General features: G+C 64.1%; 15 protein-coding genes and 1 tRNA gene. 5 read left to right on the top strand and 11 right to left on the bottom strand.

Features of this window, described 5'->3' with window-relative positions:
• Window positions 1-64: 64 nt before the first annotated feature.
• The 7 genes from LDZ27_RS12185 to LDZ27_RS12215 form a co-directional block, all read right to left on the bottom strand.
• Window positions 65-775, bottom strand: a complete 711-nt coding sequence (locus LDZ27_RS12185) for a TerC family protein (protein WP_244814331.1) — start codon at window positions 773-775, stop codon at window positions 65-67.
• 118 nt (window positions 776-893) lie between these two features.
• Entirely contained in the window at window positions 894-1,775 is an 882-nt protein-coding gene (sucD, locus tag LDZ27_RS12190) for a succinate--CoA ligase subunit alpha (RefSeq protein ID WP_244814332.1), read from the bottom strand.
• A gap of 97 nt (window positions 1,776-1,872) precedes the next feature.
• Window positions 1,873-3,039 (bottom strand): ADP-forming succinate--CoA ligase subunit beta, encoded by a 1,167-nt coding sequence (sucC, locus tag LDZ27_RS12195; RefSeq protein WP_244814333.1) that lies wholly within the window; start codon window positions 3,037-3,039, stop codon window positions 1,873-1,875.
• A gap of 119 nt (window positions 3,040-3,158) precedes the next feature.
• Entirely contained in the window at window positions 3,159-3,806 is a 648-nt protein-coding gene (locus LDZ27_RS12200; RefSeq protein WP_244814334.1) for a DUF2889 domain-containing protein, read from the bottom strand.
• Between the two features lie 122 nt (window positions 3,807-3,928).
• Window positions 3,929-5,143 (bottom strand): recombination regulator RecX, encoded by a 1,215-nt coding sequence (gene recX / locus LDZ27_RS29020; protein WP_370653311.1) that lies wholly within the window; start codon window positions 5,141-5,143, stop codon window positions 3,929-3,931.
• A gap of 19 nt (window positions 5,144-5,162) precedes the next feature.
• The gene (gene recA, locus LDZ27_RS12210; protein WP_244814335.1) at window positions 5,163-6,233 is read right to left on the bottom strand and encodes a recombinase RecA; all 1,071 of its coding nucleotides are present in this window, start codon (window positions 6,231-6,233) and stop codon (window positions 5,163-5,165) included.
• A complete protein-coding gene (locus tag LDZ27_RS12215) occupies window positions 6,200-6,499 on the bottom strand; it encodes a hypothetical protein (RefSeq protein ID WP_244814336.1) in 300 nt (99 codons plus the stop codon). Before LDZ27_RS12215 ends, recA begins: the two co-directional genes overlap by 34 nt.
• A 6-nt stretch (window positions 6,500-6,505) precedes the next feature.
• Here LDZ27_RS12215 and LDZ27_RS12220 point away from each other — a divergent pair, with 6 nt between their 5' ends.
• The 4 genes from LDZ27_RS12220 to LDZ27_RS12235 all read left to right on the top strand — a co-directional run bounded on the left by LDZ27_RS12220 (window position 6,506) and on the right by LDZ27_RS12235 (window position 10,951).
• Window positions 6,506-7,234: a response regulator transcription factor gene (locus LDZ27_RS12220; protein ID WP_244814337.1), complete on the top strand. Its 729-nt coding sequence runs from the start codon at window positions 6,506-6,508 to the stop codon at window positions 7,232-7,234.
• Between the two features lie 13 nt (window positions 7,235-7,247).
• Window positions 7,248-8,840 (top strand): sensor histidine kinase, encoded by a 1,593-nt coding sequence (locus LDZ27_RS12225; RefSeq protein ID WP_244814338.1) that lies wholly within the window; start codon window positions 7,248-7,250, stop codon window positions 8,838-8,840.
• 297 nt (window positions 8,841-9,137) lie between these two features.
• Window positions 9,138-10,796, top strand: coding sequence for an MFS transporter (locus LDZ27_RS12230; RefSeq protein WP_244814339.1), 1,659 nt, complete (start codon window positions 9,138-9,140; stop codon window positions 10,794-10,796).
• Window positions 10,797-10,874: 78 nt separating this feature from the next.
• A tRNA-Met gene (locus tag LDZ27_RS12235) sits at window positions 10,875-10,951 on the top strand.
• A gap of 369 nt (window positions 10,952-11,320) precedes the next feature.
• On the opposite strand, the gene LDZ27_RS12240 is transcribed toward LDZ27_RS12235, so the two are convergent.
• From LDZ27_RS12240 to LDZ27_RS12250, 3 genes are read right to left on the bottom strand one after another with little or no spacing between them, the layout of a single operon-like run.
• Entirely contained in the window at window positions 11,321-11,707 is a 387-nt protein-coding gene (locus LDZ27_RS12240) for a hypothetical protein (protein WP_244814340.1), read from the bottom strand.
• A gap of 27 nt (window positions 11,708-11,734) precedes the next feature.
• Window positions 11,735-12,286, bottom strand: a complete 552-nt coding sequence (bamE, locus tag LDZ27_RS12245; RefSeq protein ID WP_244814341.1) for an outer membrane protein assembly factor BamE — start codon at window positions 12,284-12,286, stop codon at window positions 11,735-11,737.
• Window positions 12,287-12,306: 20 nt separating this feature from the next.
• A complete protein-coding gene (locus LDZ27_RS12250) occupies window positions 12,307-13,200 on the bottom strand; it encodes a peptidoglycan DD-metalloendopeptidase family protein (RefSeq protein ID WP_244816135.1) in 894 nt (297 codons plus the stop codon).
• 536 nt (window positions 13,201-13,736) lie between these two features.
• Between LDZ27_RS12250 and LDZ27_RS12255 the strand changes: the two genes are divergently transcribed.
• The gene (locus LDZ27_RS12255) at window positions 13,737-13,988 is read left to right on the top strand and encodes a GlsB/YeaQ/YmgE family stress response membrane protein (RefSeq protein ID WP_244816136.1); all 252 of its coding nucleotides are present in this window, start codon (window positions 13,737-13,739) and stop codon (window positions 13,986-13,988) included.
• Between the two features lie 61 nt (window positions 13,989-14,049).
• Here the strand turns inward: LDZ27_RS12255 and LDZ27_RS12260 are convergent, their stop codons facing one another.
• A complete protein-coding gene (locus LDZ27_RS12260) occupies window positions 14,050-14,718 on the bottom strand; it encodes a VTT domain-containing protein (protein WP_244814342.1) in 669 nt (222 codons plus the stop codon).
• Between the last annotated feature and the right edge of the window lie 40 nt (window positions 14,719-14,758).

Here is a 14,758-nt window from a genome sequence, read left to right on the forward strand (position 1 = left end):
TCGTATTGGGCGAGCACGCGCCGCAACAGTCGGCCATTCGGCCTAGGCGCGAAACGCGGGCATGTCAGCCGGTGGCGCGCCTGGCGACCGCGAGCGCGCGGCGTTTCATCAGCCAGCCGATCACTATCACGAAGCCCGCGCCGGCCACGCGCGCCGCGTAGCCCGCCGCGTCCGTATTGAGGGACGGCCAGCGGTCGATGAACGGATCGTCGATGATGAGGCCCCCCGCGATCCATCCGAGCAGCCCCGCGCCCAGCAACACGACGGCCGGGAAGCGGTCAAGGAGCTTCAGCACCAGCGTGCTGCCCCACACGATCAGCGGAATGCTCACCAGAAGCCCGAACACGACGAGCGTCAGGCGATGCCTCGGATCGGCAGCCTCGGCTGCACCCGCGATCGCGATGACGTTATCGAGGCTCATGACTGCATCCGCGACGATGATCGTCTTCACCGCCGCCCAGAGCTTGTCGGAAGAACTGATCTCGTGCGCGTCCTGGCCGGGCTGCATCAGCTTCACGCCGATCCACAGCAGCAGCAGGCCGCCCAGGAACTTGAGGAACGGCACGTCCAGCAGGAACACGGCGAACGCGATCAGCACGACGCGCAGCAGTATCGCGCCGAGGGTGCCGAACACGATGCCGCGCGTGCGCTGCGTAGCGGGAAGATCGCGGCACGCAAGCGCAATCACGACGGCGTTGTCGCCGCCCAGCAAGATGTCGATGACGATGATCTGGACGACCGCGCTCCAGTGGAGCGTCGAGAAAAAATCGAGCATGTGCGGAAAACAAAAAAAGCGAGGAAGCCTGCGCTCCCTCGCTTTCATTCGGCCTGTTACGAAAGGATTCGGTAAGCGTACCAAACCCTGACGTTTCGTGCCTGACTGCTTCCGGCTCTTAGATCACCGACTTCAGCAGGCGGCCCATTTCGGACGGATTCTTCGTGACCTTGATGCCGCACGCGTCCATGATTTCGAGCTTGGCGTCCGCCGTGTCCGCACCGCCCGAGATCAGCGCGCCTGCGTGGCCCATGCGCTTGCCCGGGGGCGCCGTCACGCCCGCGATGAAGCCGACGACCGGCTTCTTCATGTTGTCCTTGATCCAGTAAGCGGCGTTCGCTTCGTCCGGACCGCCGATCTCGCCGATCATGATGACGGCGTCCGTTTCCGGATCGTCGTTGAACATCTTCATGACGTCGATGTGCTTGAGACCGTTGATCGGATCGCCGCCGATACCCACCGCCGACGACTGGCCGAGGCCGAGCGCCGTCAATTGGCCGACCGCTTCGTACGTCAGCGTGCCCGAACGCGACACGACGCCGATGCGGCCCTTGCGGTGAATGTGACCCGGCATGATGCCGATCTTCAGCTCGTCCGGCGTGATCGTGCCGGGGCAGTTCGGTCCGAGCAGCAGCGTCTTGCGGTTTTCGCGGCGCATGCGGTCCTTGATTTCGAGCATGTCGCGAACCGGAATGCCTTCGGTGATGCAGATGGCGAGATCGAGGTCGGCTTCGACGGCTTCCCAGATCGCAGCAGCGGCGCCCGCGGGCGGCACGTAGATGACCGAAACGGTCGCGCCGGTTTCGGCCTTCGCTTCCTTGACGGATGCGTAGATCGGAATGCCTTCGAAGTCTTCGCCGGCCTTCTTCGGGTTCACGCCCGCGACGAACGCTTCGCGGCCGTTCGCGTATTCGCGGCAAGCGCGCGTGTGAAACTGGCCGGTCTTGCCGGTGATGCCCTGCGTGATGACCTTCGTGTCTTTGTTGATCAGAATCGACATGTAGTGACCTCTGTTCGTTTGGCGTCGCTCAGGCGTATGCCCGGCGCCGCCATTCGTATCTGGTGGAACGCTCTCTTAGGCAGGCACGCGAACGCGCTTACTTGCCTTCGGCTGCCGCGACGACCTTCTGCGCGGCTTCTTCCATGCTGTCGGCCGAGATGATCGGCAGACCCGAATCCGCCAGCATCTTCTTGCCGAGGTCTTCGTTCGTGCCCTTCATGCGCACGACGAGCGGCACCTTCAGATCCACTGCCTTCGACGCCGCGATCACGCCTTCGGCGATCACGTCGCAACGCATGATGCCGCCGAAGATGTTGACGAGAATCGCCTTCAGGTTCGGGTTCTTCAGCATCAGCTTGAAGGCTTCCGTGACCTTCTCGGTGGTCGCGCCGCCGCCGACGTCGAGGAAGTTCGCCGGTTCGCCGCCGAAGAGCTTGATGGTGTCCATCGTGGCCATCGCGAGGCCCGCGCCGTTCACGAGACAGCCGATGTTGCCGTCGAGCGAGATGTACGCGAGATCGAACTTCGACGCTTCGACTTCAGCCGGGTCTTCTTCGTCCAGATCGCGATACGCGACGATTTCCGGATGGCGGAAGAGCGCGTTGGCGTCGAAGTTGAACTTGGCGTCGAGCGCGATCACCTTGCCGTCGCCGGTCACGATCAGCGGGTTGATTTCGGCGAGCGATGCGTCCGTCTCGTAGAACGCCTTGTAGAGACCTTGCAGGATCGCGCGTGCTTGCGGGATCGATGCGTCCGGAATGCCGATCTTGCGTGCGAGGTCGTCGGCGTCCTTGTCCTGCAGACCGGTCGACGGCTCGACGGCGAACTTGTGCAGCAGATCGGGCGTCTTTTCCGCGACTTCTTCGATGTCCATGCCGCCTTCGCTCGACGCCATCACGACGATCTTCTGTGAGACGCGATCCAGCACGAGGCCGACATACAGTTCCTTCTTGATGTCCGCGCCTTCTTCGATCAGCAGGCGATTGACCTTCTGGCCTTCCGGACCGGTCTGGTGCGTGACGAGCTGCATGCCGAGGATCTGGTTCGCGTACTCGCGGACCTGCTCGATCGACTTCGCGACCTTCACGCCGCCGCCCTTGCCGCGACCGCCCGCGTGAATTTGCGCCTTGACGACCCAAACCGGGCCGCCCAGCTCTTCCGCGGCCTTGACCGCATCATCCACCGAGAACACGGGTTTGCCGCGCGGGACCGCGACGCCGAATTTCCGCAGGATTTCCTTACCCTGGTACTCGTGAATCTTCATGCGTGATTCCTTCAGTCTGAGAGTTGGAGTGAACTTCGATTTCGAATTGCCTGAACCGCCAATTCTTTAGATTCGTGTTGGACTGCGAGGCGCTCAACTGCCTGCCGACGATCAGCGGCTCATGTGTCGGGCGCATCTGGCGCATCTGGCGTTGCGGCTTGCGAACGCTCGGCCCGGGACGGCTCGTAGCCGAACCAGCGCGGATAGTATTCGCGCACAGCCGGACCGTCGAACCGCAACGCGTGGCAGCGGCCAAGCTGAAACGGCGGCTGCGGTTGACCCGACGCTTCGCGCCCCGATGCGTCGCCCCGCTGGAACGGACTGCCGTTCTCGATGGACCATACTTCGCCGGAAAACGCCTGGATCGCGACGGTCGGCAACACGGCGCACAACTCGGTGAGATGGGTGCACGCAGCCGTTCCGCGCAGGCGCGCACCGGCTTCGCGACGAAAATTCTGGAGCAGACTGAGTCCGATGAGGGAGCGATACGCGGAATTCGACTCGGCGCACAGCGCCGCATAAGGCGCCCACTCCGACGATGCCTCGGCGTCGACGATGGTGAGCTTGCGGTCGATGGTGATGCGCAGCCAGAGTTCATGGATCGGCAGGCCTTTCGGCCGGACGCCCGCCGCGAGGGGAAAGTCGCGGGGCTTCTCATCGGTTAGGCAGGCTTCGATGTCCCAGAGACCGTCCTCCCGCTCGAACGCTTCCAGGCGAATCGCGCGACGATGGCGCAACTGGCGGGAAACGGGCGGTGAGAGAGGCATTGGAGCGAAGCCGGAACGGGGAAAACCGTTGAATTTTAGCATAGCGAGTATTTCCGGCCTTGCATGTGCCTGACGAATGGCTGCGCGCGATGGAGCGCGGTTCGCGCTTGCGCTTGCCACCCTCAATCGTCGACGAACTCGTCGGCCCAGTCTTCCTCGCCGCCCTTCAAAATTTTGCCGATGGTGCCGCTCGAAAACCCGCGCGCCGCCAGAAAGCGCGCCTGCTTGGCCCGCTCGGCGGGCGTTTCGGGCGCAACGCCGTATTTCTTTTCCCAGACTGCCTTCGCGCGAGCGGTCTCCGTCTGCGCGAGCTTGTCTGCCGTCTCGCCGATGAGCGCCTCGCCGACTGCGTGCCGCTTCAGTTCGCTGATGATCCGGCTGCCGCCCATGCGACTCGCTCGCCGATGCACCACGCTTTCCACGAAGCGTTCATTGGACAGCCAGCCGTCGCGTTCGAGACTGTCGAGGACGGTTTCGAGCGAATCGGCTTCCTGGACGTAGGGGCGCAGCTTCCGGGACAGCTCCGCCCGGCTGTGTTCGCGGCGTGAGAGATAGGCGAGCGCTCGGCCTTTTAGCGAACGTTGAGGGCGTCTCGCGTTGTTGGCATCCGATGGCTTGCGCTGACGTTGCGTCGATCGGCTATAGACCGTGTCGGGTTCCGGCTCGGGCGCAGCGGCCGGAGCGCATTGCTCGAAGGGCTCGAACGGGTCGGCGTCTTCGAAGGGGTCCGGGAAGGAATCGATGCCCGCGTTCGCGTAGCTCGCCTCGGACGCCTTCAGCGATGCCGGCTCTTTCTGGACGCCAGGCGCCGTTGTGCGCCCCATCAGTGAGCGTGCTTGGGCAAGGCGTTCAGCGCGATCCAGTTCGGCAGCGCGCTGAGGGCGATGAGCGTCGGCTGCGAGTTGTTCTGCATCCTCAACAGCGACGGAATGCTTCGCCGCCCGGCGCGGTGTTTCCGCTTCCGGCGCGGTCGCGCTTCGCTCGCTCTCGTCGCGTTGATCGCGCTCGTTCGCCGCATGTGGCGGTGTCTCTTGGGGAGTCTCTCGAAGAGACTCGCGACGCGCGTCGAAAGCGCCACGCGCCGACGCGGATGACTCTGCGTCGGCGCGTGACTTGTCGCTGCGCGTGGACGAGCGCGGTTTTTTCGACGATGCCGCTCGGCGTTCGCTGCTTCGCTCGTAGCGGTCGACGGACTCCGCGGCTTCATCTGAAAACCCGACGCTGCGGGCAGCACCCACAGCGTCTTCACCGCCGGTCAGCGCGCCGTCCGAACGCTCAGAACGGCTGCGCCTGGATTCGGCGTTGCGAGCGTTCGACCCGGACCGGCGCTTGAACATCGACCGTGCGGCGGGACGCTTATTCGTCGCCCGCCACTGCTGCGCCCGTGGCTACGCCATCCGCCAGCGCCGCCACACCGAGCGATTCGCGGATCTTGTTCTCGATCTCGCGCGCGATGTCCGGATTTTCGCGCAGGAATTCACGCGCGTTGTCCTTGCCCTGACCGATGCGATCGCCGTTATAGCTGTACCAGGCGCCTGCCTTGTCGACGAGCTTGGCCTGCACGCCCAGATCGATGATCTCGCCCTGACGCGAAATGCCCTCGCCGTACAGAATGTCGAAGATAGCTTCGCGGAACGGCGGCGAGACCTTGTTCTTCACGACCTTCACGCGCGTTTCGTTGCCGATGACTTCGTCGTTCTTCTTGATGGAACCGATACGGCGAATGTCCAGACGCACCGACGAGTAGAACTTCAGCGCGTTGCCGCCCGTGGTGGTTTCCGGGTTGCCGAACATCACGCCGATCTTCATGCGAATCTGGTTGATGAAGATGACAAGGCAGTTCGTGCGCTTGATGGAGCCGGTGAGCTTGCGCAGCGCCTGCGACATCAGACGCGCCTGCAAACCGGGCAGCGAGTCGCCCATTTCGCCTTCGATTTCCGCCTTCGGCACGAGCGCCGCCACCGAGTCGATGACGATCATGTCGATGGAGCCGGAGCGCACCAGCGCGTCCGTGATTTCCAGCGCCTGCTCGCCCGTGTCCGGCTGCGAGATCAGCAGTTCCGGAATGTTCACGCCGAGCTTGGCTGCGTATTGCACGTCGAGCGCGTGTTCCGCGTCGATGAACGCCGCCGTGCCGCCGAGCTTTTGCATTTCGGCGATCACTTGCAGCGTGAGCGTGGTCTTGCCCGACGATTCCGGACCGTAGATTTCCACGACACGGCCGCGCGGCAAGCCGCCCACGCCGAGCGCGATATCCAGCCCGAGCGAACCGGTGGACACAACCTGAATGTCTTCGACCGCCTCACCCGCGCCGAGCCGCATGATCGACCCTTTGCCGAATTGCTTTTCGATCTGCGAGAGCGCGGCGGCCAGGGCCTTGCTCTTTTCCGCAGTCATTCCAGCCGGGCCTTTCTTGCTTTCTTCCATGAATCGTCCTTTGCTATGATGAACGGCGTCTGAGGCTTGTGCGAAAAGGCTTTGGCGCGCCCGTAAAAGGCGCTGTAACGGCGGATTAGCCGCTTTTCGCAAAGATGCAGACACTGTATAAAAAAACAGTAGTTTTTGCAAGCCCGATCACGCGAGCGTGGTTTTTTCCACGTCGCGCGAACCGCGCAAAAACCACGAACACTGGAGACCGCCGCGCCGGGCGATGCGGTGCCGGCAATGCGATGCGCGCCGCGCATCAGGCGCATACGACGATGCGAATCCTCATTGCCGAAGACGACAGCATACTCGCGGACGGCCTCGTCCGATCACTCCGCCAATCGGGATACGCCGTCGACCATGTGAAGCACGGCGTCGAGGCGGACACCGCCCTTTCCCTGCAAACGTTCGACCTGCTCATTCTCGATCTCGGCCTGCCGATGATGACCGGCCTCGAAGTGCTGCGCCGCCTGCGCGCGCGCAATTCGCCGATGCCGGTGCTGATCCTGACCGCCGCCGACAGCGTCGACGAGCGCGTGAAAGGCCTCGATCTCGGCGCGGACGACTACATGGCCAAACCCTTCGCCCTGAACGAACTCGAGGCGCGCGTGCGCGCGCTCACGCGGCGCGGCGCGGGCGGCGGGCCGACGGTCGTGAAGCACGGCTCGCTCGCGTTCGATCAGGTCGGGCGCATCGCGCATATCGGCGATCAGGTGATCGACCTGTCGGCGCGTGAAGTCGGTGTGCTCGAAGTGCTGCTGCAGCGCACCGGCCGGCTCGTGTCGAAGGAGCAGCTCGTCAACCATCTATGCGAGTGGGGCGAGGAAGTCAGCAACAACGCGATCGAAGTCTACGTGCACCGGCTGCGCAAGAAGATCGAGCCGAGCGGCGCGCGGATCATCACCGTGCGCGGACTCGGTTACACGCTGGAAAAGGCGTCGAACGGCGCATCGGGCTTGGCCGGGGCGTCCGCCAGCGCGCCGATGCCGCCGGGCCATCACTGAAGCCGGGGCGCGCATGGCGTCGCCTGTATCCACCGAGCGCGCAGACGAGGCACCGCGCGAGTCGCCAGCAAGCGCCAGCGCCGCCGACTCCGACGCCCTGCGCGACGCCCGCTACGCGAATCCGTTCGCGCCGCCCGACGAACTCGAGCCGGAAGGCGCGGCGCACCCTCGCTCGCTCTTCGGCGAGATTCTCGACTGGATGCTCGCGCCGCTTCTGCTGCTCTGGCCGATGAGCATCGCGGTGACGTATCTCGTCGCCAAATCGATCGCAAACGGGCCGTTCGACCGCGCCCTCGAAGCCGACGCCTACGTGATCGCGCGTCAGATTCAGCCGGCGGGCGGCGTCGCGGAACTGCGGCTGCCCGGCGCGACCCGCGATTTCCTGCGCGCCGACAACGTGGACAGCGTGTTCTTCCAGGTGCTCGGCACGCGCGGCGAACTGGTCGGCGGAGACCGCGACATGCCCTTGCCGCACGAGGACGACCGGCCGCAGCCGGGCATCGTCGAATTTCGCGACGACGTGCTGCGCGGCAACGACATTCGCGTCGCGTACACGACCGTCGATCTGCCGGGCCTCGCGCCGGGCCGCGACCCTGAAAGCGCGCAGCCCGTGCTCGTGCAGGTGGCCGAGACGCTCGACAAGCGCAGCCAGCTCGCCAACGACATCATCAAGGGCGTGATTCTTCCGCAGTTCGTGATTCTGCCGCTCGCGATCGTCCTCGTGTGGTTCGGGCTGTCGCGCGGGCTCGCGCCGCTGCACGCGCTCCAGGCGAATATCCGCTCGCGCCGCCCCGACGATCTCTCGCCGCTCGAAGCCGGCCGCGCGCCGCCGGAAATCGCGCCGCTCGTCGCGTCGTTCAACGATCTGCTCACGCGGCTCGAGCAGAACATGGAGTTCCAGAAACGCTTTATCGCCGATGCCGCGCATCAGATGAAAACGCCGCTCGCCGGGCTGCGCATGCAGGCGGAACTCGCACTGCGGCAGGACGTGTCGGCCGAAGTGCAGCGCTCGCTCGAACAGATCGCGACGAGTTCCGAGCACGCGGCACGGCTCGTCACGCAATTGCTCGCGCTTGCCCGCGCCGAGAACCGCGCGGCGGGACAAATCTTTTCGCGCGTCGAACTGACTTCGCTCGCGCGCCTCGCCGTGCGCGACTGGGTGCAGGCGGCGCTTGCGAAGCGCATGGACATCGGCTACGAGGAGCCGCCGTTTCCGGTCGAGGTCGAAGGCAATGTGGTGATGCTGCGCGAACTGCTCTCGAATCTGATCGACAACGCGATCCGCTACACGCCGGCGGGCGGGCGCATCACCGTGCGGGTTCGGACCGACGACAACGACCTCGATCGCGTGCATCTCGAAGTGGAAGACACCGGCTTCGGCATTCCGCCTGCGGAACGCGAGCGCGTCGTCGAGCGGTTCTATCGCATTCTCGGGCGCGAAGGCGACGGCAGCGGGCTGGGCCTCGCCATCGTCAAGGAGATTGCGACGATGCACGGCGGCACGCTCGCCATCGACGATCACGTCTATCAGGAATCGCCGCGCCTCGCGGGAACGCTGGTGCGCGTGAGCCTGCAGCGGGTTTTTCCTGCCCGGGACAAACCCTGAGCGCACACGTTCGCGGGCATCGGCCGCCAACCGCGAACGCCGGTGTTTCGTTGCAAATGAATCCTCTTTAGCCGACGTACCCGGCGCATTGGCGCTTTCGGCAGTCGCCAGCGATGCTCCGCGCGAAATGGTGCCGAGTCAGAACGCCGTAAGTTTTCGTTCCAATAATCGGTGCACCGGCGCTGCTCCGTGCGGCCCGATGAAGTCGACATCAAGACGCATAAACACGGCAACCAGCTTGCATGGATCGCATCGGGGCAGCGAAGCCCCGAATGCGGCCGCCACAGGAGACGATTCATGGCTACGGTCGAAGGGCGCATTTCCCACGCGCCGATGACGAACGAGGAGCGGAAGGTCATCTTCGCCTCGTCGCTCGGCACGGTGTTCGAGTGGTACGACTTCTATCTGGCGGGCTCGCTCGCCATCTACATCAGCAAGACGTTCTTCTCGGGCGTGAACCCGACCGCGGGCTTCATCTTCACGCTGCTCGGCTTCGCGGCGGGCTTCGCGGTGCGTCCGTTCGGCGCGATCGTGTTCGGGCGGCTCGGCGACATGGTCGGGCGCAAGTACACGTTCCTCGTGACGATCGTCATCATGGGCCTTTCGACGTTTCTGATCGGATTTCTGCCCGGCTACGCGACGATAGGCATCGCCGCGCCGATCATCTTCATCGCGATGCGGCTGCTGCAGGGCCTCGCGCTCGGCGGCGAGTACGGCGGCGCCGCGACCTACGTCGCGGAACACGCGCCGGCGAACAAGCGCGGCGCGTGGACCGCGTGGATCCAGACCACCGCGACGCTCGGCCTCTTCATCTCGCTCATCGTGATTCTGGTCGTCCGCACGATGACGGGCGAAGAGCAGTTCGGCGCGTGGGCGTGGCGCGTGCCGTTCCTCGTGTCGATTCTGCTGCTCGCCGTGTCCGTGTGGATTCGCATGAAACTGCACGAGTCGCCGGTGTTCGAGCGCATCAAGGCGGAGGGCAAGACCTCGAAAGCGCCGCTGACCGAAGCGTTCGGCCAGTGGAAGAACCTGAAGATCGTGCTGCTCGCGCTCTTCGGCCTGACGGCGGGCCAGGCGGTCGTGTGGTACACGGGCCAGTTCTACTCGCTCTTCTTCCTCACGCAGACGCTCAAGGTGGATGGCACCAGCGCGAACATCATGGTGGCCGTGGCGCTTCTGATCGGCACGCCGTTCTTCGTGTTCTTCGGTTCGCTGTCGGATCGCATCGGACGCAAGCCGATCATCATGGCGGGCTGTCTCATCGCGGCGCTCAGTTTCTTCCCGCTCTTCAAGGCGCTCGCGCACTACACGAATCCGACGCTCGAAGCCGCCACGCAGAAGTCACCGATCGTCGTGATTGCGAATCCGGACGAGTGCTCGTTCCAGTTCAATCCGGTGGGCACGTCGAAGTTCACGTCGTCGTGCGATATTGCGAAGAGCGCGCTGTCGAAGGCCGGCCTCAACTACGAGAACGTGGCGGCGCCGGCCGGCACGCTCGCGCAGATCAAGGTCGGCGAGACGGTCGTGAACACCTACAACGGCAAGGCGGCCGATGCGAAGGCGCGAGGCGCGGCGTTCGACAAGACGCTCGCCGGCACGCTCAAGAGCGCGGGCTATCCCGCGAAGGCGGACCCGGCGCTCATCAACTGGCCGATGGCGATCGTGATTCTGACGATCCTCGTCATCTTCGTGACGATGGTCTACGGCCCGATTGCCGCGATGCTGGTGGAAATGTTCCCGGCGCGGATTCGCTATACGTCGATGTCGCTGCCGTATCACATCGGCAACGGCTGGTTCGGCGGCTTTCTGCCGGCGACGGCCTTTGCGATCGTCGCGGCGCGCGGCGATATCTACTCGGGGCTGTGGTATCCGATCGTGATTGCGCTCGCGACGTTCGTGATCGGCATGCTGTTCGTGAAGGACACGCGCAAGTCGAACGTGTACCACGAGGATTGATGCCGGCTCGCGCGCGATGAAAATTGCGCGCGAGGGGTTGACAGACGTTCACGGCATCGCCATAATTTCGCTTCTTTCGGCGAATTAGCTCAGTCGGTTAGAGCGACGGAATCATAATCCGCAGGTCCGGGGTTCGAATCCCTGATTCGCCACCAGCTTGAAGAAAAAGCCGCTGTTCCAAAAGGACAGCGGCTTTTTCCTTTTCCGCTCGTCGAATCTCCTCGTCGCAAACCGAACAATCACAAAAATGTCGGCCACCGTACATTCAGACGAATACGCACGAGCAGATACTTCATCTGCGCACGGGGGAACGGCAGCACGCGCGAACGAGAGATCACAAACAAGATGGGCGGCACTCGACCGAGCCGTGGGTAAAGAAAAAAGCGTGAACGCGCTTCTTTGCCAACGTCCCGGCGAGTAGGAGACGGATAAACCCTCGCCCCGACAACGAAGCTCAAAAGCCGGCAATCGCCGGCTTTTTCTTTTTCTTTTTCCGCGCGAGCGCCGCTTTCCCGCGCGATGCGTCAGCGATAGCGCGCGAAAACCGTCCGCGCGCATTCGGCGCACCAGTGGCGCTCGGCGGCATCCACGGTGGCGTCCCAGATGTGGTCGTGAGCGCATCGCCAGGTGAGCGGCGCGGCGGCGTCGACATAAGCCGGCGAGACGAGCGCGCCGCCGCGCACGTCCGCGATCACGCGCGCCCGATTGGTTTCGGTCTCGCGCCGCTGCGTCGCGCAGTTCATGCAGCGAATGTTTTGCGCGCGATCGAGCGCATCGTCCCAACGATGACCGCGGCTGCACTCCCAGCGCAGGGGCGCGTCGCCGGGGGCTATCACCGATGCCCGCTCGCGGTATCGCGTGGCTTCGTCCATCAACGCGCGCTGCCTTTTGCCGATGTTTCTGTCGCTCATTGCATCAACGCCTCGTGCGTCCTGCGCTCAATGCCGCCCGCCGCCTTCCGCCTCGGAGCGCGACGTCGTCACCACGGTGCCGTCCGGACCGAAATGCGCGTTGAACATGGCGTCGCGGTTGACGCCGTCCTCCAGCCAGTGCCAGCTCCAGACGCGCTCCTGCTTCAGCCGGTATTCCGCGACCGTGGTCGGCTTGCCGAGAAGGCGCCGCACTTCGTCCTGCGTCATGCCCGGCCGAACCTTCGCGATGTTCTCCGCCGTGAGCACCTGCGTCACCGAAACGAAGAGGCCGTCGGGATCGAGATCGACCATGTACGTGTTCGTGCCGGCCGGCCCGCGCGGATATTCGAGCCGCTTCGAGCCATCGGTGAAAGTGCGCTCCGTCTCGGGCTCGCCCATCTGGCTGCGAATCTGCGCTTCGGTCGTCACGCCGGGCTTGAGATCCTTGAGCAGCAGCGTGTCCGGCTTCACGGAATTGAAGAAGGAACTGAGCTTGCTCATCGCTTCTCCGCTTTGTTGCTGGTCGCACCCGGCAAGCAACGACGCCGCGAAGAACACGGCAATCACGATTTTTTTCATTCTGTCCTCTCTCACGCGACTCAGCCGCCGGAGCCGAGCAGCGGCACCGGATCGACGGCTGCGCCCGCCTTTCTCACCTCGAAGTGCAGCACGGGCGAGCCGCTCGGACCCGTGCCCATATCCGCGATGGTCGCGCCCTGCTTGACGGCGTCGCCTTCGTGCACGAGCAGTTTGTCGTTATACGCGTAGGCCGTCAGATAGTCGTTGCTGTGTCGCACGATGATCATGCGCCCATACGACCGAAGCCCGCTGCCCGCGTACACCACCTTGCCCGCCGCCGCGGCCTTCACCGGCTGACCGGCCTTCCCGGCGATATCGATGCCCTTGCTTCCGCTCGCGCCGAACGCGCGCACGATCTCGCCCTTCGCGGGCCAGATGAACGTGCCTTTGCCCGCCGGCGCGGATGTAGTGGCCGCCGGGGCTTCGGCGATTTTGGCAACGGGCCTTTCGGCGGCGGCCTTGCCAGGCGACGGCAAGAGCGGCGGCAGATCCTTCGCGCCTCCCGACGTGGACGCAGACGCCGACGCTCCCGGCGGCACCACGCGCAACACCTGCCCGACGTTGACCTGCCTGCTCTGCGGCAGATTGTTCCAGCTCGCCAGATCGTCCGGCTTCTGCTTGTAGAGCCGCGAGATGCCGAAGAGCGTATCGCCCGGCTTCACGCGATAGAACCCCGCCTCGACCGGCGCAGCCACGGAAGGCGCGGACGCGACGGACGAAGCCATCGGCGACGGCGCCCCGTTGCGCGGCGCGCTTTGCACCGCGGGCGGCGCGACAGGCATCGAGTTCTCGACGATCGGCGCGGGCTCTCGCGGAGTGGACGTACATCCCGCGAGCCCCGCCGTGATTGCTGCTGCGAGCGAAAGGCTCGCGATGACCGCCCGCGTGTGCGGCCCAACGACATCTTTGTGCATCGACACCCACTTTCCCATGCTTTTATCTTGATCTATTGCAACGCATTCGTTACCTACGGCGTGCACCGCCGCGTCAGCACACGGTGAAGCCCACGCCATACAGCGATGTCCCGACACATCCGACGATGCCGCAACCGGGCAACGTCGCAAAAGCCAGTCCACACAATCCAATTGCGACGAGCCGCAAGCCGCACGCGTAAAACCGCGTCGACTTCCGCTCGCGCGAACATCCGCCAGCATAAGACATTACAGAACCCCGATCGTCCGCATGAGTCAACGGAACACTTTAGGCGAAAGTCAACCGGACGCTTTGGGATTCTAAATTTTTCACGAATGTCCTCGTTCGCCGACGCTGCTCACGACGTTCCCGCAACGTCCACATAGGCCGTTCGGAAAACGCCGCGCGAATCCACAATCCTTGACAGTTTGCGCATTTTTCGCACAGCACTTTCGGCTAAATTCGAGGCGCTCGAAAGCAGGGGCCCCCTGCGGTCCTGCAACTCCCTCACTCTCAGGAGCGTTAGCGCATGAACCTCGTGCATCACGGAATCATCATCAGTCTCATCATCGGCGGCGTCGCGGGCTGGCTTGCCGGCCTCATCATGAACGGCACGGGCTTCGGCATGCTCGTGGACATTCTCGTCGGCATCGTCGGCGGCGTGGTCGGCAACTGGCTCTTCGGCGCACTCGGCATTTCGCTCGGCGGCGGACTGCTCGGCTCGCTGCTTACCGCGGTCATCGGCGCGGTCGTGCTGCTCTTCATCATTCGCCTTTTCCGGCGCGCGTAGAGCCACGTCTTATCGTGACGGGCCGGCTCCGTGGCATCGCCCGCGCCGGCCCCGCATCGTTTTACAGCCGCCCGACTTTCGAGCCGCGGCGGCTCATCTTCCACACGGCGCCAAGCGCAATCGGCACGATGGCCGCGCCAATGCCGACCAGCACGATCACATTCAGATACTGCCGGATGAACGGAATATTCCCGAAGAAGTAGCCGAGCAGGACGAGCAAGAGCACCCAAAGCGCCGCGCCGAGCACGTTGAACAGTTGAAACCGCGTGGCGTTCATCGTAGATGCCCCCGCCACGAACGGCGCGAAGGTCCGCACCACCGGCACGAATCGCGCGATGACGATGGTCTTGCCGCCGTGACGCTCGTAGAAGTTATGCGTCTTCTGGAGCGCGGCGCGGTCGAGAAAGCGTTCCAGCACCGGAATGTTGGTATCGAAGACTTTCGGGCCGATGGCGCGTCCGATCCAGTAATTCACCGTATTGCCCGCAACCGCCGCGACGAGCAGCAGCACGATCAGCGCGCCGAGATCCATCTCGTGCGTGGCCGCGAACGCGCCGCCGATAAACAGCAGCGAATCGCCCGGCAGAAACGGGAACACGACAAGCCCGGTTTCGCAGAACACGATCAGGAACAGCACGGCATAGACCCATCCGCCGTACACATGGATAAAGTCACCGAGCGATTTGTCGATGTGAAGGATGAGTCCCAGAAAATGCAGCAGCGTGTCCAAAAGCATTCCTCGAAGTAATGGGCCGCCGGTCAACCGAAGG

The organism is Caballeronia sp. Lep1P3 (assembly GCF_022879595.1).
Classification (GTDB): domain Bacteria; phylum Pseudomonadota; class Gammaproteobacteria; order Burkholderiales; family Burkholderiaceae; genus Caballeronia.

Bases quoted from the DNA above. Each gene is read 5' to 3' on its own strand.
- LDZ27_RS12200 (WP_244814334.1), bottom strand. From the start codon at position 3,806: ATGCCTCTCTCACCGCCCGTTTCCCGCCAGTTGCGCCATCGTCGCGCG.
- LDZ27_RS12185 (WP_244814331.1), bottom strand. From the start codon at position 775: ATGCTCGATTTTTTCTCGACGCTCCACTGGAGCGCGGTCGTCCAGATC.
- LDZ27_RS12240 (WP_244814340.1), bottom strand. From the start codon at position 11,707: ATGAGCGACAGAAACATCGGCAAAAGGCAGCGCGCGTTGATGGACGAA.
- LDZ27_RS12250 (WP_244816135.1), bottom strand. From the start codon at position 13,200: ATGCACAAAGATGTCGTTGGGCCGCACACGCGGGCGGTCATCGCGAGC.
- sucC (WP_244814333.1), bottom strand. From the start codon at position 3,039: ATGAAGATTCACGAGTACCAGGGTAAGGAAATCCTGCGGAAATTCGGC.
- sucD (WP_244814332.1), bottom strand. From the start codon at position 1,775: ATGTCGATTCTGATCAACAAAGACACGAAGGTCATCACGCAGGGCATC.
- LDZ27_RS12220 (WP_244814337.1), top strand. From the start codon at position 6,506: ATGCGAATCCTCATTGCCGAAGACGACAGCATACTCGCGGACGGCCTC.
- LDZ27_RS12225 (WP_244814338.1), top strand. From the start codon at position 7,248: ATGGCGTCGCCTGTATCCACCGAGCGCGCAGACGAGGCACCGCGCGAG.
- LDZ27_RS12230 (WP_244814339.1), top strand. From the start codon at position 9,138: ATGGCTACGGTCGAAGGGCGCATTTCCCACGCGCCGATGACGAACGAG.
- recA (WP_244814335.1), bottom strand. From the start codon at position 6,233: ATGGAAGAAAGCAAGAAAGGCCCGGCTGGAATGACTGCGGAAAAGAGC.
- bamE (WP_244814341.1), bottom strand. From the start codon at position 12,286: ATGAAAAAAATCGTGATTGCCGTGTTCTTCGCGGCGTCGTTGCTTGCC.
- LDZ27_RS12215 (WP_244814336.1), bottom strand. From the start codon at position 6,499: ATGCGCCTGATGCGCGGCGCGCATCGCATTGCCGGCACCGCATCGCCC.
- recX (WP_370653311.1), bottom strand. From the start codon at position 5,143: ATGTTCAAGCGCCGGTCCGGGTCGAACGCTCGCAACGCCGAATCCAGG.